This window comes from Enterococcus sp. PF1-24 (assembly GCF_029893325.1).
GTDB lineage: Bacteria > Bacillota > Bacilli > Lactobacillales > Enterococcaceae > HY326.
Genome location: NZ_JARXWL010000004.1, coordinates 111,901 through 133,888, shown reverse-complemented (window position 1 = coordinate 133,888; position 21,988 = coordinate 111,901). Strand labels below are relative to the sequence as shown.

Sequence of the window (21,988 nt, the reverse complement as noted above, 5' to 3'; positions counted from 1 at the left end):
TAATCCTGCATAATGAAAAGGCAAAAAGATTATTTTTGCACTAGTAGTAAAAGTGACGTGGTGTTTGGTTGGATGTTATTTAAAGAAAAGGAGGAAGTTACGGGGGTGAGAAATTGAGAAAAAAGAGGATAAAAAGTTTTTTAAGTGGCTTAATAGTGGCTATAACGTTAAGCCAGACCATTCTATCGGGGTGCTTGACTAATCAAGTAGCAAATGCAGAAGAAACTACAGCTCCTTCTGTTGGAAATGAAGTTGTGCTTCCTGAAGATTTTCCATCAGAAGTTAATCTTTTAGATGATAATTCAAATGAAGAGCTGACGGTGCTGGAAGAGGAAAGTAATCAGATTTATCAAAAAGCGATTGCTGAAAATTATATAGCTTCAAGTGAAATGCAACAGGATACAGCGACGGTCGCTTATTATACGGCAAAAGGTGCAACACCTGCGACTGTTTTAGAAACTGTTGAAGTTGCTAATTGGGGCGAGTTTAGAGCAGCGTATGAAAACGAAAACGTAGAAAAAATTAAGCTGATTGCTGATATTTATCAAACTGGTGGTCTGTCGTGGTCCTATGAAAGAAAAAATTCATTGGAAATTGATGGCGCCTATTTAGCAAGTGACGGTAATCAAAAACGTCATATTTTATCTTTATACGATGTGATGTTGCGCACCAGTACAAATGTTTCAGGTTTTCAAGAAACTTTAGAAGATGGTACGCTAATTAATCGTTCGATTTTCTATATGCACGATGTTTCAATTGCCCAAAATGGTGATCGCGTAGAGTCAATAGGGAGATATGCTTTTATTGGCGATGAGGATTTTCATAGCAACATTACTGCTACCAATCCAAGTAAAGCCAACAGTACTCGAAATTGGTATTTTAGATTTGGTAACATCGATACGGATACTGACGAGAATACGGAGGCTAAAAATCATGGGATGGGGCGTTTATTAATTGGCTATCAAGCGGAAGTTACGCTTTATGGTGAAATTCGCTTAAGTACGACTGCTGAAAATTTTTATTTGGGATCGTTAATTTTAGAAGATGGTACAAATTATCACGGAACCGTTGAATATTCCAATTATTCAATTGTCTGGTTTGTTACCAACTCGGTAGCGACTGATACTGGTGCTAAAAAAGAAATGATTTTAGGTAAAAATAGTAATCTGTATTTGCATAATGTTAGGGATTCAGCAGATTATTATCCAGCAGTTTTTGGTTGGTATCAAAATGCTGTCATTGGTGAAGGAGCTACTTTTAGCTCTAATATGCCCGGTAATGCGTGGCGCTTTGATTTTGATGGTCATTTGACTGTCGAAAAAGATGCTACCATGAATTTGTTAAGTCGTGGAGATGGTGCAGTTGTGCAATATGGATCGCGATTAGGGGCGATTTTGGCATCTAATAGAAGAATTACAGCTTCCATTAATGTCAAACCAGGTGGTAGTTTTTACGTTTTTGGTAATACAGGTGAAACTGGCTTAGGTTCTGCATCTGTTTATTTTGGTGCTAGTTCAACAAGTGATAATGCTCAAGCTAGCTCGCTAATTCTAGATAATCCCAAGGCCTTTGATATTCGTAATACTGGTGGGAATCGAGCGATTGATTTGCGGGGCTACAACAATTATTTACAAATTATTAACTCTGATATTGATCTTTGGTATAGCAGCGTTAATTGTACGGATCCATCATCAGAAAGTGTTACTAAACAAAATAATTTGAAAATTACCGCTACTGGCTCTGGTACCGGGATTAATCAAAATTTACAAGTGGAAACTTCTTCAGCTAGTTTTCCAGCAGGAGAAAGTTTATCTACTTATCGTCGCTTAGCAGGTTTAAATTCTACGCCAACCACAATTTGGAAGGAGTACTACACTGACGCAGATCTTGAGTTCACCGCACGGGTAAAATTAGGAGATACGCCAATCGGTTATAATCAGTCAACTGGTGCGGTAATCACTGAACCAATTTACGCTTCCACTAAAAGTGATGTCAGTACGACTATCACGGATACGCATGGGGATGTGGTGACCTTAAAGCCAGATGATCAAGGTTATGTAAGTTTTAGTGATACTGTTTTTCAAACAGCTGGCAAAAATATCAGTGGTCAATCAATTAGAGGACCTGAAGATAGCCATTGGGTAGAAGAACCACTGGCAATAACAGAAATTTTAGATGTAACCCCCCCAGAACCATTGCAATTAACCAATGGTAAAGTGACTAATCTTACTAAAAAACTAAGCGCTACGGGTGTAGAAGCAGGGGCTTCTGTCTATCTTTCAATTGATGAAAGTAGCAGCTTAATTGCCGCTGGAACAGTGACGTCAGATGGTTCTTGGCAATTTGAGCTAACTGATTATTTAGCGGCTGGTCAAACTGTTCGGATTTACTTAGATGATAATTCAGGTAGCTTACCTGCTGACTTTGTGATATCGGAAGATTTAAGTGATACCCGTTCTGCTACGGGAAATCGAAATTTTGTGAAAGCGACCACTTATCGAGATGCCGAGTTTAAAGCAGCGCCCATTTATGTGGTTGAAGATGTAAAACCAACCCTTAATGTTAGTAAAACAGTGGTTTCTTCAGGTGGGGACACTACTTCAGTGGGAGATACTTTAACTTATACAATTGAAGTAACGAATAATCAAGTGACTACCGTAGAAAGTATTTTAAAAAATATAAAAGTAGTGGATAGCTTGCCTTCCCAGCTAACTATTGATTTAACTTCTATTAAATTAAATGGTGAGAAATTAAAGGCGGAGCAATTTGAGTATCAGCCAGCAACAGGAAAATTGACTGTTGATATTTCTGATTTAGCTGGAGATTTAAACTCCGGTGAAAAAGCAGTCCTTACTTTTGCAACTCTAGTTGAAAAAAGTGCTTATAATCAGATAATCACTAATACAGTAAAAGCTGAAGCTGAAAACTTAGCGAATGAAAAGCTATCGGCTACTGCTTCAGTAGAAAGCCCTGGCGGAGAAGTTTTAGGAACTGTGATGTTGCTTTCCGCACCAGCCAGTATTGATTTTGGGGAGATTAAATATCAGGGGAAGGAAGTCCTAGTTAATAATCCGACAATCACTGGTGAAGCTCTTGAAGTTAGTGATACTCGTGGTGTTAGTGGACAGACGAAATGGGAAATAAAAGCAACTGTCAGTCAGCCATTAACTTCAACAACAGACGTGTTAACTAATGCGCTGCATTATCAATATGGCAATCAAAATCTTCAGCTAAGTGAGGCTGCGCAAATTGTTTATTCAAAAGACAGTGGCGGAGATCAAGATATTAGTAGCCAATGGTCAGAAACTGGTGATGGTCCAAAATTGGCGATAACTGCAGCTGAGGCTAGTAAATTAGGCAATTACAACGGTACGATTACTTGGACATTAGAAATTAGTCCATAGAGGGGATGGAGGAAAAATGCAAATAAAAAAAATACTAACCATTGTTTTCTCTATCCTGTTGGGGAGCAGTGCTTTATACGCTCCGACGGTTGTACAAGCAGCTGATGAAATGTTGGGAGGAGAAGTCACCACTAAAGGGAAAATTACTTTTTATGAAGAAACAGCAAATAGTGATTCCGGAGATTCTTCCTCAACTTCACAGGGGCCTTCAGATTCTGCAAGTAATTCGCAGCAACCATCCAGTAATGGCAAAACACCACCAACTGGAAAATTACCCAATACAGGAGAAGCGCACGCAAATCGCTTTTTAGTTAGTAGCGGCTTACTCTTGATTTTGTTAGCAGGCTTCCTTTTTAAAAAGAAGGTGGGGCAATTAGATGAAAAATAAGTTTAATTTGAAAAGGTGGCTTTTTTTGCTTGTACTTTTATTAGCTGTTGTTGAAAGGCGTTCTGTCGAAGCGACTTCATTAACTGGTGATGGTTCAGTTGCGGTAGCTGGGCGTGGTGTCACTAAACCCGTTGATCCTGAAAATCCCACAGTAGAAGTTAACCCGGGGGAAAGTCCTGCAACGACTGGCGCTTTACGAATAGATTATGCTTCGGCATTTGATTTTGGCAAAGCTAAAATTACTGCTGAAAATCGGGTTTATTATGCAAGAGGGCAGCTTTTTCATGATGATACTTCTGCTCGCGGGAGTTATCTACAAATTACTGATGAACGAGCCAATGCTTCTGGCTGGACCTTACAAGTGAAACAAAATTATCAGTTTCGCAGTGAAGATACGTCAGTAAAAGAATTAGCTGGCGCGGTGTTATCCCTTGATAAAGGATGGGTAAACGGGGGTAATTTACAAAAAACACCAACAATTACTAGAGATACAATCAATATTAGTAATATTAACAATGCTTATGAAGTAGCTACTGCAGCTGTAGGGGAGGGTTATGGCACATGGACGATTGAGTTTGGTGCTACTGCAGAAAATAGCAACCAGCAATTAGCAACACTCGTCCCCTTAGTTGATGAAAATGGAGCTGCCGTGATAGATGAAAGCTATCACAAACCAGCATATCAAAATACAGCGATTTCGCTGTCTGTACCGGATGCTATTAAAATTTATCCAGTACAATATCAAACGGAGTTAACTTGGATTTTAGCCGAGTTGCCTTAATAAATGAAAGAATAAATATCGGAGGAATAAAAATGAAAGTTAAAAGTTTATGTGCATCAGTGTTAGTAGCGGCGTTAGGCATGACGTTAATAGCAAATGGAACTGTTGAAGCAGCCAGTGGCAATGTAGGGGGTTCCTTAGATTCTAAAGGAACAGTTGAAATCATTCAAGGTGAAGTCGGTGGTGGCGAAGACACGAAAGATCCAGAAAAACCTGGTAGTGAAGTCACTGTTGACCCTGATGAAGTTACGACTAACGAAGATACGGGGACTTTATTAATTCAAGCGGTCTCTAATTTACAGTTTGGCACCATCGAAACAGGTACAACGGCTAAAACTGCAAATGCTAAAGCTGTTACTTTGACAGATAAAGCAACTTCAGCGGCGGTTACTCGTGGGGCGTATGTGCAATGGTCAGATATTCGCAGTGGCGATTATGGCTATACATTAACTGCTGAATTAACAAAACAATTTACTAAGACAGATGACGCAACACAAGTTTTAAATGCGGCAACGATTGATTTCGCTAACGGCATTATGAACTCAGATCAAGGAGTAGCTAACTGGCCAGAAGCTAATATGTTATCAAGTTTACAATTAACAGAAGATGGTGGCTCACAAACAGTGGTTACGACTAACAGTAGCGATAAGAAAGGTAAAGGAGAATACTTTATCGAGTATGGTCAAAGTGCTACTTGGGATGCTAATAACCATGTAGGTGCCAATAAAGGTAGTGCTAACACCGCTGATTCTTCAGTAACCTTAACTGTTCCAGCAACAACGGTTGCTTCAATGGTTGTAGGAGACTATGAAGCTGATATTACTTGGACGTTATCAGTTAACCCATAAAGATTTAAAATAAATAATTTGGGAAAGCTGCTGAGGTTTCAGTGGTTTTTCCAAATTTTTATCAGTTTAAAAGATGTACATAGCAAATAAAAACGTATAGGAGAACATAATGAAAGCTAAAAATTGTTTGAAAATGTTAATCAGTCTGCTCTTTTTAGGAATAAGTTTTTTATTTAATAATGGTGGAGTAGCTTTAGCGGCTATGGAAGATGGTGGGGCAGCAGGCTTCACTTACAATGTGAATTTCCCTGAAAACCATGAAGGGGAGGTAGGTTATTACAATTTGCGGATGACACCAGGTCAAAAGCAAACGGTGTCGATTTCACTACATAATCCTACTGATAAAGCAATCGTTATGGATATTGCTTTAAATGGTGCAAAAACAAATCAAAATGGCGTGATTGAATACGGTGAAACAGAAATTGCTAATGACGCTTCATTGAAATATGATTTTAAAGATATTGTAACGGGACCATCAGCGGTTGAAATACCAGCAGGAGAATCACGAGAGTTAGCATTGGATATTCAAATGCCGACCACGGCTTACGAGGGTATTATTGTCGGTGGTATTAGAATGCAAAAACAAGAGGATCCAGAAGCGGATAAGCAAGTTAATGGCTCGATGATTAACAATAAATTTGCTTATGTGGTAGCGATGGTTTTAAAAGAAAGTGATGCAGTGACCACGCCAGAAGTAAAATTAAACCAAGTTTACGCGGGTTCTGCTAACTATCGAAATGCTTTTTTTGTAAACTATTCAAATGTACAAGCTGATTTTTTAAATAATGTTGCAACAGAAGTGGAAATTTCTAAAAAAGGCAATGAAACGATTACTTACACAGCGAAAAAAACACAAATGCGGATGGCGCCTAATACTCAAATGGATTTTCCGGTTAATTTAAATGGTGAAAAAATGCAACCTGGTAAATACAGCGCTCATGTAGTAGTTATCTCAAATGAAAATCGTTGGGAATGGACGGAAGAATTTGAAGTAACTCAAGAACAAGCTGCTGCTTTTAATGAGCGAGATGTTGATTTGGTTCAAGAAAAAGGTGTCAATTGGCAATTAATCGCACTGATTGTAGGAGGCGTTGTTTTTCTATTTATTATCGGGTTACTCGTTTTAAAAACAAGTAAAAAAAATAAAAAATAGTGGGAGATGATAAAATGACAATTTTAGAAGGTTTATTAATTGGTTGTTTAGCAGCTACGCTACTATTTTTACTTTTAGCTAGTTATTTTGGCTTTACTTTTTTCAAAGCGCAAAGAAAATTAGCGCAAATACCAACTGAAAAACTTCCTCAGAAAAAGCAACGAAAACAAATGTTTTTTTTGGGAAAAAGATATACTAAAATGAAAAAAAGAAGTCTAAGTGGCTTTTTTATCGCGGTAGTTTTTGCCGGTCTATTAGGAGCGAGTGGGGGCTATATCAAGCATTATCAAGGATTGAATTTATCAAAAAATGATGCTGAAGAAGTTGTTAAATCATACTACTTATTGCGAGATTTTGAAGAGCAAATCCAATTGGCTAGCAATCAAACGACTACAATCGAAGATTCACAAAAGAATATTCGCTATTTAACCACTGCTATGGCAAGTTACGGAACTATTCGAGCAAGCGAGTTAAATACTGCAGACGGGCAGCGGTTTTTAAATCGGTACTATAACGCAATCAAAGAACTAGGAGTTAACGGCAGCGCCAATTACGTGCAATTTTATGAGGATGAAAGCTTACGAGCAGAGTATCTACAAGATATTGAGCAAACAAAAAAATATGAAGAAGCGGTATTTGAATTTTATCAAGTTGATCAAGCCGCCCTTAAAGAAAGTTAATTGAAAAAGGAAGCCTGTCAAAATTTACGGGCTTTTTTGTTTTGGATGCTAGAACAATTTTTACCGCTTTTTGTAATAAAAATGTTTTAGAAATAATTAAAAAAAAGAGAAAAATATCGCTTTCCTTGAAAAAAATGTTATAGTTGACTAGGTTAAATTAAAAGAATATGCAATTGTGATTGCATTTGAGTTTTTACTATAAATAAAGGAGAGCTTTTAATGAATGTAGGGATTGAGAAGATTGCGTTTCATGTACCAAGTTTTTTTGTGGATATGACGGATTTGGCAATTGCTCGTGAAGTGGACCCAGGAAAATTTCTAGTGGGCATCGGTCAAGATGAAATGGCAGTAATTCCTGCTAGTCAAGATATTGTAACTTTAGGGGCAAATGCCGCGGCTAAAATTTTAACTGAAGCAGACAAACAGAAAATTGATATGGTTATTGTCGGCACTGAATCTGCTTTTGATTATTCAAAGTCGGCAGCGGTAATTATTCAAAAACTGTTAGGGATTCAACCATTTGTGCGGGCTTATGAAATCAAACAAGCTTGTTATGGGGCGACGGCTGCTTTACAACAAGCCAAAGAATACGTTAAAAGTCACCCCGAGCGAAGTGTTTTGGTGATTGCAGCTGATATCTCAAAATATGGCTTGAACTCTGGGGGAGAAGTGACTCAAGGGGCAGGCGCGGTGGCAATGCTGATTACGGCTAATCCAAGTATCGCTATTTTATCGGAAGAAGCTGTTTTTTATTCAGAAGATATTTATGATTTTTGGCGACCAGAGGGGCATGATTATCCGCTAGTTGATGGGCATTTATCAAATGACGTTTATATTAATAGTTTTCAAACGGTTTGGCAACAAAATAAAAAACAATTCAAGCGTAGCAGTCAAGATTATGCAGCGCTGGCTTTTCATTTACCTTATACAAAAATGGGGCGCAAAGCTTTGCAAAGTATTTTTCCGGAACTTACTGAAACCGAGCAGCAACGTTTAACCGCTTGCTATGATGAAAGTATTGTTTACAGCAAAAAAATCGGTAATTTGTATACAGGTTCTTTATATTTAGGCTTAGTTTCCTTGTTGGAAAACAGTCAAACCTTACAAGCTGGTGATTTAATCGGGCTGTTTAGTTATGGCTCAGGGGCAGTTAGTGAATTTTTCTCATTAACCTTAGTAGCTGGTTACCAAGAACATTTACAATCACAGCAGCATGAAGCTTTGTTAGCGCAACGACAACAGTTGACGATTCCTGAATACGAAGCAATCTTTAACGAAAAATTACCGCGGGATGATTCAGAATTAATCACTAATGATTCAAGTCCTTATGCAGTGCATAAAGTTGCGGGGGGTATTCGTTATTATAATCATGGGTAATTAAGGAACTGAGTAGAGATACTCAGTTTTTTTGTGGAAAAAAAGACAAAAGGAAGCCCGCTGGCGGGGAACCAGCGGGCAAGGAGTTAAAAATGAAAAAGTGTTTAAGGGTTTGTTTGTTGGTATGTATATATAATAATCTGAAATTGTGAAAAAAGTATGACGAAAAAAATGAAAAAGCAAGAATTTTAAATGAATAAGTTATTTTTTGTTGTTTTGTTTTAGAAAAGGAACCCGTTTTAAAACGACGACCCCTAAGCAAGCTGCTGCCACCGCTTTAATAATACCGGGGATAATAAAAGGAATAAAGCCCGCTGCTAAGGCATCCGCAAAGGTCATGCCATTACCAAATTGCAACCAAATCGTGCCGAAAAGCAAAGTGAAGAAAGCGCCAGAGATATTTGCTAAAATCGCCCAGCCATAGCTGACGGTTTTTTTTGACATTAACCAGCTAGTAATAAAAGCATTAAAAATAAAGCCGATTAAGAAGCCGCCAGTGGGACCAAATAAAACTGCCATCCCGCTACGAAAATTGGCAAAGACGGGTAAACCAATTAAACCTAGTAATAAATAAATTAAAACAGCATAGGTGCTGCTTTTTTTATCAGAGATGGTGGCCACAAAGCCAACTGCAAAAGTTTGCAACGTCAATGGAATCAAGGCTAAAGGAATTGTGATTTGTGAAAGTACTGCGATGATGGCAGCAAATTCAGCGATTAAGACCATTTGTTTAGAAGTAAGTTTCATAGTAAAATACCTTTCGTTAACTAAAATATTTTTTATAGGTTAACGAAATTTTAACGCAAGGTTAACGAAATGTAAAGGGAAATTTTGAAAGAAAACAGCAAAAAAACACCTGCACTTGAAAAAGTGCAGGTGTTTTGTAAGTAATCTTACAGTTTTTGGTTGTAGAATTCAACGACTAATGCTTCGTCGATTTCTGGGTGAAGTTCGTCACGTTCTGGTAAACGAGATAATGAACCTTCTAATTTTTCAGCATCAAAGCTTACGAATGAAGGGCGACCTAAAGTTGCTTCCACTGCTTCTTTGATAACTACTAAGCTTTGAGATTTTTCACGAACAGAAATCACTTGACCCACTTCAACGTGGTATGAAGGGATATCTACGCGTTTGCCATCTACTAAAATATGACCATGGTTAACTAATTGACGTGCTTGACGACGAGTAGTTGCTAAACCTAGACGGTAAACAACATTATCTAAACGTTGTTCAAGTAAAACCATGAAGTTAACACCATGTTTACCTTCTTTGATTTTGCTAGCTTTTACGAATAATGTACGGAATTGACGTTCGTTCATGCCATACGTATGACGTAATTTTTGTTTTTCAGCTAATTGCATGCCGTATTCAGATTTTTTGCCGCGACTGTTAGGTCCATGTTGACCTGGTGCGTAAGGGCGACGTGCTAATTCTTTGCCTGTGCCTGATAATGAAATACCTAAGCGACGAGACAATTTCCATGCTGGTCCAGTATAACGAGCCATTTTAAAAATTCCTCCAATAAATAAAAAGTTTTTTTGGAGTAAAATAATCCTGTGAAAGCTTCACAAATCGTGTAGTTCCTTCTTCAATCTTCACCTTTGCAGCCGTGGTTACGCAATTGAACCGTATAGGCAAGGAACTGGTGACGAATCATTAGGTTTCTGCTGCATTATTTTACACAAAGAATAGTCTACTTGATTTAGCGAGTAAAGTCAAGGGGAAATGGGATTTTAGCTTGGTTTTAGCTTGTTTTTGATCATAACAAGTTATGCACTGATTCTCTGTGAATAATTTCTGTTTTTAAATCAACATTAGCTGGTAAAGGACAATTTTCTAACTTAGCAATTAAAGTTTTAGTTGCATATTCTCCCATTGTTTGAATGGGCTGACGAATAGTTGTAATTTCTGGAGAAGTTAAGGTAGCGATGGGTTGATCATCAAAACCTAAAACAGATAAATCTTCAGGAATGTTAATTTGATATTTATGGGCTTCACTAATAATACCTGCGGCCACTTGATCACCATTAGAAAAGACGGCTGTAGGCCTTTTGATGGAATCTTGTTTTGCAAACCAGCGAAGGAAATTACGACCATCTTCAACATCTAGTGTTTTTTCAAAAAAAAGATTTTCGTCGAAATCAAGTTTAAATTCTTTTAAGGCTTTTGAAAATCCTTTAAAACGACGATCATGAGTATTCATTACGTTTCCTGTACAAAAAGCAATTTGTTTATGACCTTGGTTAATCAGATATTTTGTACCAGTGTAACTGGCTTCTTCTTCATCAATATGAATCACTGGTAAGCGTTCATTACCAATATAACGATTGCAAATCACAACTTTTCCTGTATCAATCAAAGCTTTAATTTCGGGAGTTGCAGTTTCTAAGTTAGTAATGATAATGCCATCTAATTGTTTTTTCTTAATCATTTCTGTATAAAATTTTTCTAGATCATGTTTTCCTTGTGTCTGTAAAACAACTAGGTGATAACCTGACTCTAAGGCCGTTGTTTCGATTGAGTCAACTAAATAAGCAAAGAAAGGATTGGTGATATATGAAATAATTACGCCAATCATCTTTGATGCTTTACCTCGCAATTGTTGTGCAATGTTGTTGGGATAGTAATCTAATTCAGCCATTGCGGCATAAATTTTTTTCTTAGTTTTATCAGATACATAGGGGTGATCATTTAAAGTTCGAGAAACAGTGGTGACAGAAACACGGGCTTTTTTTGCTACATCTTCAATGCTTGCCATGGATATCTCCTTTATAACGAAATAATAGCAGTTAGATACAAAACTATTATTTTGTTTAACTAAAATATTTCTATTAATAAGTATTATCTATAATATTATTATAGACTAAAACTTTGATATAGCAACAAAAATATTATATGAAAACGATTGACATATGAAAACGATTGACATATACTCTATTCATAAAGAAAGCGAATACTTATTTTAACGCTTTGTTTCACTTTTTAATAGAATTGAAAAAAATAGCTATCGGAGTGTCAAGATTCATAAAATGAAAAATCTATTAGTTGCTAATGATGATATTCACTCGGATTGCTCAGGAAAAGGAGAAAAGACATGAAGAAAAAAGTATTAGGATTAGGTGTAATGGCAATTTTAAGCGGTATATTTATGGCTGGGTGTAGTGGCAATAAAAATCAAAGTAAAACGAATAGTGATAAAGTTGAAATAAGTATGTTAATTGGTAAAGAAGAAATAGCTAATGAGTTAGATGCTGCGTTGGAGGAATATAACAATTCACAAGATAAGTACGAAGTGAAAATAATTCCTTTGGCAGGTCAAAATGCAACTGAAAAATTAACTTCTTTATACGCTTCTAAAAATGCACCGATTTTGATTAATACAGGTGTTTATACGGAATTAGCACAGTGGGAAGATAAATTCTTGGATTTAAGTGATATGGATTTGGTGGAACATATTGATCAAAAATATTTAGAAGCAGGAACTGTTAATGGAAAAGTAATTGGTATCCCAACAACCATTGAAGCTTTTGGTTATTTATATAATCAAGAGGTTCTTGACGATGCTGTTGGTGGAACTTTTGATCCGGATAGTATTCAGAGTCGAGATGATTTGAAAGTGTTGATGGAAAAAATTGCTGCTCTAGATGGAAAAAAGGCAATTGAAGTTTCTCCTATGGACTGGTCGCTAGGTGCTCATTATACAAATTTGTTATTTACCAATCAATCTGCTGATGCTGCTGAGAGAAAAAATTTCATGACTGATATACAGGCAGGGACGACAAAACTCACAGATAATGAAGTATTTCAAGGTTGGGTAGATACTTTTGATTTAATGAAAGAATACAATAGTGCAGAAAAATCACCACTTTCTGCTGATTATGATTCTGCGACTTTAGGGTTAGCTAATGGAGATATTGGCCTATGGTTTATGGGGAATTGGGCTTATCCACAATTAAGAGAAGCAAATCCAGATGCTAAAATCGGGATTTTACCAGTACCTATTTCTGATGAAAAAGATGCTTATGGAAATACACAAATTTCAATTGGTGTACCACAAACTTGGGGGATTGATGCAGCTCAATCAACTAAAGAACAACAAGAAGGTGCAAAAGACTTCTTGACTTGGTTATATGAAGATGAAGTTGGTCAAGATCATTACGTAAATAAAATGGGTTTCATTCCAATTAACGATAATGCTAAAGCTGAACCTAAAGATGAATTATCTAAACAAGTATTAGCGTATTTACAAGAAGATCGTGGCTTAGAGTGGATGAATGCCCACTATCCACCAACTGCATTTCCAGCTATGGGGGCAAGTTTACAAAAATATTTAGGGAATCAAATTGATCGTGATGAATTAGCAACTGAATTTGAAACCTATTGGGAAAAAAGTGGAGAGTAAAGAATTCTTAATGACGTAGTACAAAATAGAACTGAAAATGCTGAAATAAAATTCTGCATTTTCAGTTTTTAAAATTAGTGCTTTGAAATAGATAAGGAGGAATAAGTATGTATTCCGAAAAAAAATTTAGTCAGAAAATTAGATCTTTTGGTCTATTTGCGGCTATTCCTGTATTTGTTTTTGTAACAGTAGTTATTATTCCATTTTTATTAGGTATTTTTATGACAATTACAAATTCAACTGGGACAGATATTTCATTAGAGTTTGTTGGGTTAAAAAATTACATTGATGCGTTTAAAGATCCTGGTTTTTGGGATTCGCTAATATTGACATTCAAATATACGTTTTGGGCATTACTTTTAACTAATTTGATTGCCTTTACGTTAGCTTTATTAGTAACGAGTGGCTTTAAAGGGCAAAATTTTTTTAGAATGGGTTTTTTCACTCCCAATTTAATTGGAGGAGTTATTTTAGGATTTATTTGGCAATTCATCTTTTCCAGAATTTTAGTTTATTTAGGAGAAGGTTTAGGTATTGAATTATTTTCTGGATCTTGGTTAGCAGATCCTAAAATGGCTTTATGGGCACTTGTTATTGTAGGGATTTGGCAAAATTCTGGCTATATGATGTTGCTGTATATTGCTGGTTTAACAGGAATTCCACAATCTCTGACAGAGGCGGCTTCTTTAGATGGTGCAAATAACTGGCAAATTTTACGGAAAATTAAACTACCAATGATGATTCCTTCTTTTACAATTAGTATTTTTTTAACTTTACAACGAAGTTTTATGGTTTATGATACTAATTTATCTCTGACAAAAGGTGGGCCTTATCGTTCTACTGAGATGATTTCTATGCACGTTTATAACGATGCTTTTCTTTATCAAAATTACGGGACGGGACAAGCGAAAGCGATTATTCTATTTGTAATTGTCGCTGCTATTGCTTTAACACAAGTAGCTGTAATGAAACGAAAAGAGGTAGAGGCATAATGGGAATGAAGCTACAGAAAAATTTAAATAAAATTATTATTTTAACGGTTTGCTTATTGATGTTTTTGTTGTATGTATTTCCGTTTTTCTTAATCTTGATTAATTCTTTTAAATCAAGATTGGAGGTTGTGGAAGACCCTTTATCACTACCTAAATCTTTTTTTGATTTTAGTAATTTTATCGAGGCTTTTCAAACGATGAATTATGGTAGTGCTGTAATTAATTCGTTGATAATTACTATCGTATCAGTAGTTGTAATTATTCTATTTTCTTCAATGTTAGCTTATTACTTAGTACGTCATGATTCAAAATTGAGTAAGGTAATTTTTATGAGTTTAGTTGCATCCATGATTATTCCGTTTCAATCAGTGATGATACCTTTTGTAACTATTTTTGGGAATCTGGGTTTGCTGAATAGCAGAGGGATGTTGATTTATTTTTATCTTGGTTTTGGGATAAGTATGGCAACTTTTATGTTTCATGGCTTTTTAAAGAGTATTCCGGTTGAACTAGAAGAAGCAGCGATTATTGATGGAGCCAGTCGCTTGCAAGTGTTCTTCAAAATTGTTTTACCGATGTTAAAACCAACAACAGCGACTATTGCAATTTTGGATGTACTTTGGGTATGGAACGACTTTTTATTACCATCTTTAGTTTTAGTTAATGATAATGTTCGAACTTTACCTTTATCAACTTTTTACTTTTTTGGAAAATATACAGCGGATTATAGTGTCGCGATGGCTGCTTTAGTATTAGTTTTATTACCAGTACTAATTTTCTATTTTATTATGCAAAAGAGAATTATTGCTGGTGTTGTTGATGGTGCAATTAAATAGTAGGATGAGAGGTTTAGTAATGGAGAAGAAATGGTGGAAAGAAGCAGTTGTTTATCAAATCTATCCGAAGAGTTTTCAAGATAGTAATAATGATGGAATTGGTGATTTACAAGGAATCATTCAAAGGATGGACTACTTAAAGCATTTAGGGATAGATACTATTTGGATTTCTCCGGTTTATAAATCTCCAATGGATGATGGTGGTTATGACATATCAGATTATTATGCAATTGATGAAATGTTTGGGGATAATCAAGATTTTGAAGAACTATTGAAAAAAGCTGAAAGTTTAGATATTAAAGTTTTGATGGATTTAGTTGTGAACCATACTTCTGATGAACATCTTTGGTTTCAAGAAGCTTTGACTAACCCTAATAGTAAATATCGAAATTTTTATGTTTTTCGAGAAGGAATTGCTGGGCAGCCACCTAATAATTGGCGATCTTACTTTGGCGATAGTGCATGGACAGCAGTACCTGATGAAGAAAATATGTTTTATCTTCATGCATTTACTAAAAAGCAACCGGATTTAAATTGGGAAAACGAAGAGTTGCGAGAAGAAATTTATACAATGATTAATTATTGGCTTGATAAAGGCTTGGCTGGTTATAGAATTGATGCCATTTTAAATATCAAAAAAAGAATTGTTGAAGGCCAACTACCTGCTGACGGTGAAGATGGGTTAGCTTTTATAGGTCAGTGGATTTTAAATCAACCTGGAATTGAAGTTATGTTACAGGAACTGAATCAACGGACGTTTAAATTACATGATAGCATGACAGTAGCAGAAGCTGATGTACCTAGCGAGCGTTTAAAAGAATACATTGGAGATGGTGGTTTCTTTTCAATGGTTTTTGATTTCAGTTATACAGATATTGATGTGCCAAGCACGGGTGAGTGGTTCAAATTTAGTCATTGGAATTGGCAAGAAATGAAAAAGAATATTTATAATAGTCAATTAGTTACTCAAGCTAATGGTTGGGGGGCTGTCTATTTAGAGAATCATGATCAACCGCGCTCAATCAATAAATATATTCCGGAAGAATATATAAGTACTACAACTAAAAAGATGTTAGCAACATTATTTATGTTACTGCGAGGAACGCCCTTTATTTATCAAGGTCAAGAAATTGGTATGACAAATATTCAAATGAGTGATTTAGCAGATTATGATGATATTGCTACCCATGATCAATATCATAGAGGAATTTTAGCTGGCTTATCTCCTGAAGAAGCTTTACAAGCAATGAATCGTAGAAGCAGAGATAATTCTCGGACGCCGATACAATGGGATACTTCATTAAACGGCGGATTTTCAACTGCTGAAAAAACATGGTTGAAAGTCAATCCTAATTATCGTGAAATAAATGCTGAATCAGCTATAGAAGAAAAGGATTCAGTTTTCAATTATTACCGTCAATTAATTGATTTACGAAAGAATAGTTTATATCAACAAGTGATAATTTACGGGGATTTTCAACCATTTGAAGAAGTAGCTGAAGATGTGATTGTTTATCAAAGAATTTTAGATAAACAGAAAATTTTAGTGGCTATTAACCCAACAAGCGAGATTTTTGAAATAGAGATTCCCGAAGAATTTGAAAAATATTTACTTAGCAATTATGAGAAAGCTCAGTTTGTATTTGGAAAATTAGTTTTAAAACCTTATGAAAGTATAGTATTAAGCAATTATTAAGGGGTGGAGGTAGCAATGGAAATCAAAAATGAAGTGATGCTCATTACTTATGCAGATAGTTTGGGCGAAAACTTAAGTGAATTAAAGGTAGTTTTGGATAAACATCTTCAAGAAGTAGTTGGCGGAATTCATCTATTACCATTTTTTCCTTCAACAGGAGATCGAGGGTTTGCACCAAGCGATTACACGGTGGTTGATTCAGCTTTTGGTGATTGGCATGATGTTGAAGCGTTGAGTGAAAAATATTACTTAATGTTTGATTTCATGATTAATCATATTTCTCGTGAATCGAAATTCTTTCAAGATTTTAAACAAAATCATGAGAATTCTCCTTATAAAGAGATGTTTATAAGGATTAATAAATTCTTTCCTGAAGGACGTCCGAATAAGACAGATATTGATTTAATTTATAAAAGGAAAGATAAAGCTCCTTTTCAAATCGTTGAGTTCACCGATGGGAGTACCGAAGCAGTTTGGAATACTTTTGGTGAGGAACAAATCGATCTAGATGTTTCTAAATCGATTGTTCAAGAGTTTATTCGAGAAACAATTATAGATATGGCAAAGCATGGTTGTTCTTTGATTCGGCTAGATGCGTTTGCCTACGCAATTAAGAAATTAGATACTAATGATTTTTTTGTGGAGCCTGAAATCTGGGAGTTGCTGAATGAAGTACGTCAAGAGGCGACTAAAAATGGAGTAGAGCTATTACCTGAAATCCATGAGCATTATTCTATTCAAATGAAAATTGCAAAACATGATTATTTTATTTATGACTTTGCTTTACCGATAATAACGTTATATTCATTGTACAGTGGCAAGAGCCAACGTTTGGCGATGTGGTTGAAAAAAAGCCCGATGAAACAATTCACAACATTAGATACGCATGATGGTATTGGCGTAGTAGACGCTAAAGATTTATTAACGGATGAAGAATTAGCGTATACTTCTGAAAAATTATACCAAGTTGGTGCCAATGTCAAAAAGATATATTCTTCAGAAAGTTATAATAATCTAGATGTTTATCAAATTAATAGTACTTATTATAGTGCCTTGGGAGATAATGATGCCAGCTACTTATTAGCAAGGGCGATTCAGTGTTTTGCTCCAGGAATTCCGCAAATTTATTACGTAGGATTGCTAGCTGGTAAAAATGATGTTGAACTTTTAGAAGCAACAAAAGAAGGACGGAATATTAATCGTCATTATTATACACTTTCTGAAATTCACGAAGAAGTTAAGAGGCCCGTAGTCCAACAGCTCTTTACCTTATTAAAATTCCGTAATGACTGCGAAGCCTTTGATTTAGCAGGAAGTATTACAGTAGAAACACCTTCTGAATCAGAAATTATCATTACTAGAACTAATAAAAATAAAACAGAAGTAGCGGTATTGATGGTTGATCTGATTACTAAAGCATTTACAGTTACAAAAAATAATCAAGAGATATCTTTTGGTTAAAGAAATAATAGGATATAAGGAATGGAATAAAAGTCAGAGAGTATTTTACTGATTTTTATTTCATTCTTTTTTAAATCAGACTTATTGCTCAGGTAGTAAGATAGCAATATAATAGATTTATACAAGCAAACTAACTACTTAACGAGGTTGAACATGATAACACAAGAAGTAACAGCAGCACAACTTACACAATGGCAAGCGACTTGGCTCAAATATAAAGATGAATTAACGCCCAACAGAAAAACAGGTGAAGAATTGCTTATTTATTTGCAAAATAAGTACGTGTTAACTGAAATATTTGATGAAAATATGCTTGAAGCCATTACTAAAAATGTAACGTTGAATATTCCTTATTCTGAAAAATTACCAAAAGAGTCGTTGCCTAAGCCGCGAGCTTTTTCACTAGAAAATTCAGGGAACGGCGAAATTTTTTATTTTCCAGAAAATAAAGATCCGTTTGAGTTGTGGGGAGCTGATTTTATTCAAATTTTTGTTGGGATAGATGTTACTAGTGGTTTTTATATGGTGGAGGGGAGCACAATGCTTTGGGATGAGCTGTGTGCCTTTCAAGGGTTGGATGAAAAGGATATTGACAATTATGTTTGCGTTGCACAATATATTGATAGTTTAAAGCGTTTTGGTCAGTTGTAGAATTGTGAAAATGGGGCAGGAATAATTTTCGGCTTTTTTTGGATGTTTTTTTAGTTTTTATTTCTCAAATTAAATAAATTTGAATAATAGAAATGACAAATAAAATCATTTATGAAAATAGAAATGAAAAACTTCAAGAAAGTTACCACTTTTTTCTTTACAAAAGTCTAAAATCCCTATAAAATGTGGAAGGATTAAGAAAAAATTATTTTATAAAAACTAGCTATAGGAATCAGTTTTAAGAAGTGAATTTCTTGTAGTTTAATAACAAAGGAGCCCAATCATGAATCCAATCTCGCCATTATTTGAAAAAATCGACTCTTCTATTGAAAAGAAGAAAAATTTAATCGAGACAAGTTATTTGCGTTATGCGTTACGCTCAGTGTTAGCATGCTTATTTTTAGGGTTAGGAACAGCGGTGGCTTTTGCGATTGCTATGAAAGGTGAGCATATCGCTCATGGCTTAGGGAAAATTTTATATGCCTTTATGTTCAGTTGGTCGTTAGTAATGATTTTATATATGAACGCAGAATTAGGAACATCAAATATGCTTTATACGACAGTCGGCGTTTATCGGAAAAAATTAACGTTGCCAACAGCTGCCAAGATTTTATTGACTTGTATTTTCTTTAACTTGATTGGTGGGGTATTGGTAGGTTACTTGATTTCTTTGACAACACCTTTTCAAGGGTTAGAGGTGGATAACTTCTTCTTTACTTCAATTACTGCGAAGTTGGAAAAAACAACGGTTCAAATTTTAGTAGAAGCTATTTTTGCCAATATCGTTGTAAATACAGCGGTTTTAGTTAGTATGCGTATGAAAGATGATGCCGGTAAAGTGTTAGCGATTATCTTTATCATTTTCATTTTTGCCTTTTTAGGTTATGAACACGTTATTGCTAATTTCCCAGCCTTTTCATTGGCTTACTTTGCTTCAGGTGGCACATTAGCTGGCATGAGTAGCGCTAGCGTTCTCCACAATTTAGTATTTGCCTTAATTGGTAATTATATTGGTGGGGGAATTGTGATGGGCTTAGGTTATGCTTGGTTAAACAATTCAGAATCAAAATATGTAGATTAATTACGAATGTATAAGCTTCAGCAAAATTTGCTGAGGCTTTTTGTAATTTTAGCCATAATTTTAAAATAAAGGGAGTTTTTTTACGTGGAAAGAAAATTGTTTGCTTTTGATATTGATGGCACCTTGTTAAATAGCCAAAAACAACCATTAGCAAGTACAAAAAGAGCGTTGCAAAAGTTGCGAGAAAAAGGCCATTTAGTAACAATAGCTACCGGTCGTAATCGGCAAATGTCTAGTCAAGTTTTACGAGAGTTAGCCTTTGATAACTATGTGGTGTGTAATGGCGCGGCGGCTTTTTTAGATCATAAGCAAATCTACAGCAACGGTTTAGCGAAACCAGAAGTGCAACGAATGGTTGGCGAAATGCAAAATCGCGAAATTGATACGGTTTTAATTGGCGTCGATGAAGCGGTGCGTTGTAGTTCATATGATTTAGAAAAAATGCAAGCAATCGTAACTAGTTTTAAAACCGATCTTCCTAAATATCAAAAGGATTATTCAACAATTAATGACATCTATCAAGGCTTTGCTTTTTATGATCAATCACTAGATCAAACGGTGGAGAATTTATTTCCTGATTTTCGTTTTATTCGTTGGCATGAAGAGGCAGTGGATGTCATTCCGAAAAAAGGTTCTAAGGCTGCCAGTTTACTTTTTATGGCTGAACAATTAGGGATTAATCAAAAAGATATTATTGCTTTTGGTGATGGAGAAAATGATATTGAGATGTTAACAACTGCCGGTATTGGTGTGGCGATGGGAAATGCTGAAGCATCAGTGCAAAAAATCGCTGATGTGGTAACTGCCACGAATGATGATGATGGCATTTGGAAAGCATTGCAAGTTTTAGAAGCACTATAAAAATTACCTTAAAGACCTCTTGCTAGAGGTCTTTTTAAATCCCTTTTTTCTTTGATTGGTTTTATGATTAATTTTTAGTATAATAGTTAAAGATGTAGTTTGAAAAAACGTAAGTGGTTAAGGCGAAACTTTAAAAACTGCTGGTTATGAAAAATAAGTATTTTTTAAAGAGGCCGATTAGAGAAGAGGAAGATCTTTGCGGTTATTATTTATTGGAGATGTTGTTGGTGCTCTAGGACGAAACACATTGACGAATTATTTACCCAAATTAAAGAAAAAATATCGTCCACAAGTTACGATTGTTAATGGTGAAAATGCGGCTTCTGGTCGTGGCATTACTGAGAAAATTTATAAGAAATTTTTACAAGACGGCGTAGATGTGGTGACTTTAGGCAATCATACTTGGGATAATAAAGCGATTTTTGATTTTATTGATGACGCCAAGAAAATGGTGCGGCCGGCAAATTTTCCAGAAGGCGTTCCTGGTCAAGGAATGGTTTTTGTTAAAGTCAATGCGATTGAGCTAGCGGTCATTAATATGCAAGCTCGCTCTTTTATGGTGGATTTAGATGATCCTTTTCGTAAAATGGAAGAGTTATTAAAAATTGCCCGCAAACGGACACCTTTCATTTTTGTGGATTTCCACGGCGAAACGACTAGTGAAAAACAAGCGATGGGCTGGTTTTTAGATGGGCGAGTTTCGGCAGTTGTCGGGACGCACACTCATGTTCAAACTAATGATCCGCGGATTTTACCAAAAGGAACGGCTTATTTAACAGATGTTGGGATGACTGGACCTTATGATGGGATTTTAGGCATGAAGCGAGAGCCGATTATCGAAAAATTTCAAACATCTTTACCGCAGCGTTTTGAAGTGGTGGAAGATGGCCGAGAAATTTTATCAGGTTGTGTGATTGATATTGACGAACAGACTGGTAAAGCCAAAAAAATCCAAACAATCTTGATTAATGAAGACCATCCTTTTACGGATTAAAAAGAAAGAAACGGTGTTATGTTAGCAGAAGAACCAGCCGTTGAAGCGGCTTTGAAGAAATTAAATCAAGAACTTGAAAAAAATCAAATAATCCACCAGTTTCGAGAAATCGAACAACGGGTGGCAGAAAATCAAAGATTAACTGAGTTAACCGCGGAAATTAAAGCTGCTCAAAAAGCAGCGGTTAGTTTTGATTATTATGAAAAACCAGCTGCGCAAAAGCAAGCTTTAGCGGAAGCTGACCGGCTGACTGCGGAATTTGATAATCATCCTTTAGTGGTGGCTTATCGGGAACGATTGCTTGAAGCCAATGATTTAATTCAATATTTAACCAAACGCATTCAGCAAGAGATGAATGAACAATTAACAGACAATTAAATCGC

At 35.7% G+C, this 21,988-nt stretch carries 20 protein-coding genes; 17 read left to right on the top strand and 3 right to left on the bottom strand.

What is annotated here, in order from left to right; translation table 11 throughout:
• The first annotated feature begins 155 nt into the window (after window positions 1-155).
• From M2139_RS03155 to M2139_RS03125, 7 genes are all read left to right on the top strand, one after another.
• Window positions 156-3,404, top strand: coding sequence for an isopeptide-forming domain-containing fimbrial protein (locus M2139_RS03155; RefSeq protein ID WP_280737487.1), 3,249 nt, complete (start codon window positions 156-158; stop codon window positions 3,402-3,404).
• Between the two features lie 16 nt (window positions 3,405-3,420).
• Complete coding sequence (locus tag M2139_RS03150) at window positions 3,421-3,792, top strand: LPXTG cell wall anchor domain-containing protein (protein WP_280737486.1); 372 nt, start codon at window positions 3,421-3,423, stop codon at window positions 3,790-3,792.
• Window positions 3,793-3,817: 25 nt separating this feature from the next.
• A complete protein-coding gene (locus M2139_RS03145; protein ID WP_280737485.1) occupies window positions 3,818-4,573 on the top strand; it encodes a WxL domain-containing protein in 756 nt (251 codons plus the stop codon).
• 32 nt (window positions 4,574-4,605) lie between these two features.
• Entirely contained in the window at window positions 4,606-5,421 is an 816-nt protein-coding gene (locus tag M2139_RS03140) for a WxL domain-containing protein (RefSeq protein ID WP_280737484.1), read from the top strand.
• Window positions 5,422-5,530: 109 nt separating this feature from the next.
• Entirely contained in the window at window positions 5,531-6,574 is a 1,044-nt protein-coding gene (locus M2139_RS03135; protein ID WP_280737482.1) for a DUF916 and DUF3324 domain-containing protein, read from the top strand.
• 14 nt (window positions 6,575-6,588) lie between these two features.
• Window positions 6,589-7,254 (top strand): hypothetical protein, encoded by a 666-nt coding sequence (locus tag M2139_RS03130; protein ID WP_280737481.1) that lies wholly within the window; start codon window positions 6,589-6,591, stop codon window positions 7,252-7,254.
• 219 nt (window positions 7,255-7,473) lie between these two features.
• On the top strand, window positions 7,474-8,631 hold the full coding sequence (locus tag M2139_RS03125; RefSeq protein WP_280737480.1) for a hydroxymethylglutaryl-CoA synthase: 1,158 nt from the start codon (window positions 7,474-7,476) through the stop codon (window positions 8,629-8,631).
• Between the two features lie 201 nt (window positions 8,632-8,832).
• Here M2139_RS03125 and M2139_RS03120 read toward each other — a convergent pair whose 3' ends face one another.
• The 3 genes from M2139_RS03120 to M2139_RS03110 all read right to left on the bottom strand — a co-directional run bounded on the left by M2139_RS03120 (window position 8,833) and on the right by M2139_RS03110 (window position 11,389).
• Window positions 8,833-9,378 carry a biotin transporter BioY gene (locus tag M2139_RS03120; protein WP_280737479.1) on the bottom strand — a complete coding sequence of 182 codons (546 nt, stop codon included), beginning with the start codon at window positions 9,376-9,378 and terminating at the stop codon, window positions 8,833-8,835.
• A 146-nt stretch (window positions 9,379-9,524) separates the two neighbouring features.
• Window positions 9,525-10,136, bottom strand: a complete 612-nt coding sequence (gene rpsD, locus M2139_RS03115; protein WP_280737478.1) for a 30S ribosomal protein S4 — start codon at window positions 10,134-10,136, stop codon at window positions 9,525-9,527.
• A 254-nt stretch (window positions 10,137-10,390) separates the two neighbouring features.
• Window positions 10,391-11,389, bottom strand: coding sequence for a LacI family DNA-binding transcriptional regulator (locus M2139_RS03110; RefSeq protein WP_280737477.1), 999 nt, complete (start codon window positions 11,387-11,389; stop codon window positions 10,391-10,393).
• A gap of 336 nt (window positions 11,390-11,725) precedes the next feature.
• On the opposite strand from M2139_RS03110, the gene M2139_RS03105 reads away from it, so the two are divergent.
• From M2139_RS03105 to M2139_RS03060, 10 genes are all read left to right on the top strand, one after another.
• Entirely contained in the window at window positions 11,726-13,033 is a 1,308-nt protein-coding gene (locus M2139_RS03105) for an ABC transporter substrate-binding protein (protein ID WP_280737476.1), read from the top strand.
• Between the two features lie 107 nt (window positions 13,034-13,140).
• Window positions 13,141-14,025, top strand: a complete 885-nt coding sequence (locus M2139_RS03100; RefSeq protein WP_280737475.1) for a sugar ABC transporter permease — start codon at window positions 13,141-13,143, stop codon at window positions 14,023-14,025.
• Window positions 14,025-14,861, top strand: a complete 837-nt coding sequence (locus M2139_RS03095; protein ID WP_280737474.1) for a carbohydrate ABC transporter permease — start codon at window positions 14,025-14,027, stop codon at window positions 14,859-14,861. Before M2139_RS03100 ends, M2139_RS03095 begins: the two co-directional genes overlap by 1 nt.
• 19 nt (window positions 14,862-14,880) lie before the next feature.
• Window positions 14,881-16,557 (top strand): alpha-glucosidase, encoded by a 1,677-nt coding sequence (locus tag M2139_RS03090; RefSeq protein ID WP_280737473.1) that lies wholly within the window; start codon window positions 14,881-14,883, stop codon window positions 16,555-16,557.
• A 15-nt stretch (window positions 16,558-16,572) separates the two neighbouring features.
• Window positions 16,573-18,018, top strand: a complete 1,446-nt coding sequence (gene gtfA / locus M2139_RS03085; RefSeq protein WP_280737472.1) for a sucrose phosphorylase — start codon at window positions 16,573-16,575, stop codon at window positions 18,016-18,018.
• Window positions 18,019-18,171: 153 nt separating this feature from the next.
• Complete coding sequence (locus M2139_RS03080; RefSeq protein WP_280737471.1) at window positions 18,172-18,669, top strand: hypothetical protein; 498 nt, start codon at window positions 18,172-18,174, stop codon at window positions 18,667-18,669.
• Between the two features lie 283 nt (window positions 18,670-18,952).
• The gene (locus M2139_RS03075; protein WP_280737470.1) at window positions 18,953-19,750 is read left to right on the top strand and encodes a formate/nitrite transporter family protein; all 798 of its coding nucleotides are present in this window, start codon (window positions 18,953-18,955) and stop codon (window positions 19,748-19,750) included.
• A gap of 84 nt (window positions 19,751-19,834) precedes the next feature.
• Window positions 19,835-20,611, top strand: coding sequence for a Cof-type HAD-IIB family hydrolase (locus M2139_RS03070; protein WP_280737469.1), 777 nt, complete (start codon window positions 19,835-19,837; stop codon window positions 20,609-20,611).
• Between the two features lie 196 nt (window positions 20,612-20,807).
• Window positions 20,808-21,605 carry a TIGR00282 family metallophosphoesterase gene (locus tag M2139_RS03065; protein WP_280737468.1) on the top strand — a complete coding sequence of 266 codons (798 nt, stop codon included), beginning with the start codon at window positions 20,808-20,810 and terminating at the stop codon, window positions 21,603-21,605.
• 18 nt (window positions 21,606-21,623) lie between these two features.
• A complete protein-coding gene (locus tag M2139_RS03060; protein WP_280737467.1) occupies window positions 21,624-21,983 on the top strand; it encodes a YlbF family regulator in 360 nt (119 codons plus the stop codon).
• Window positions 21,984-21,988: the final 5 nt, after the last annotated feature.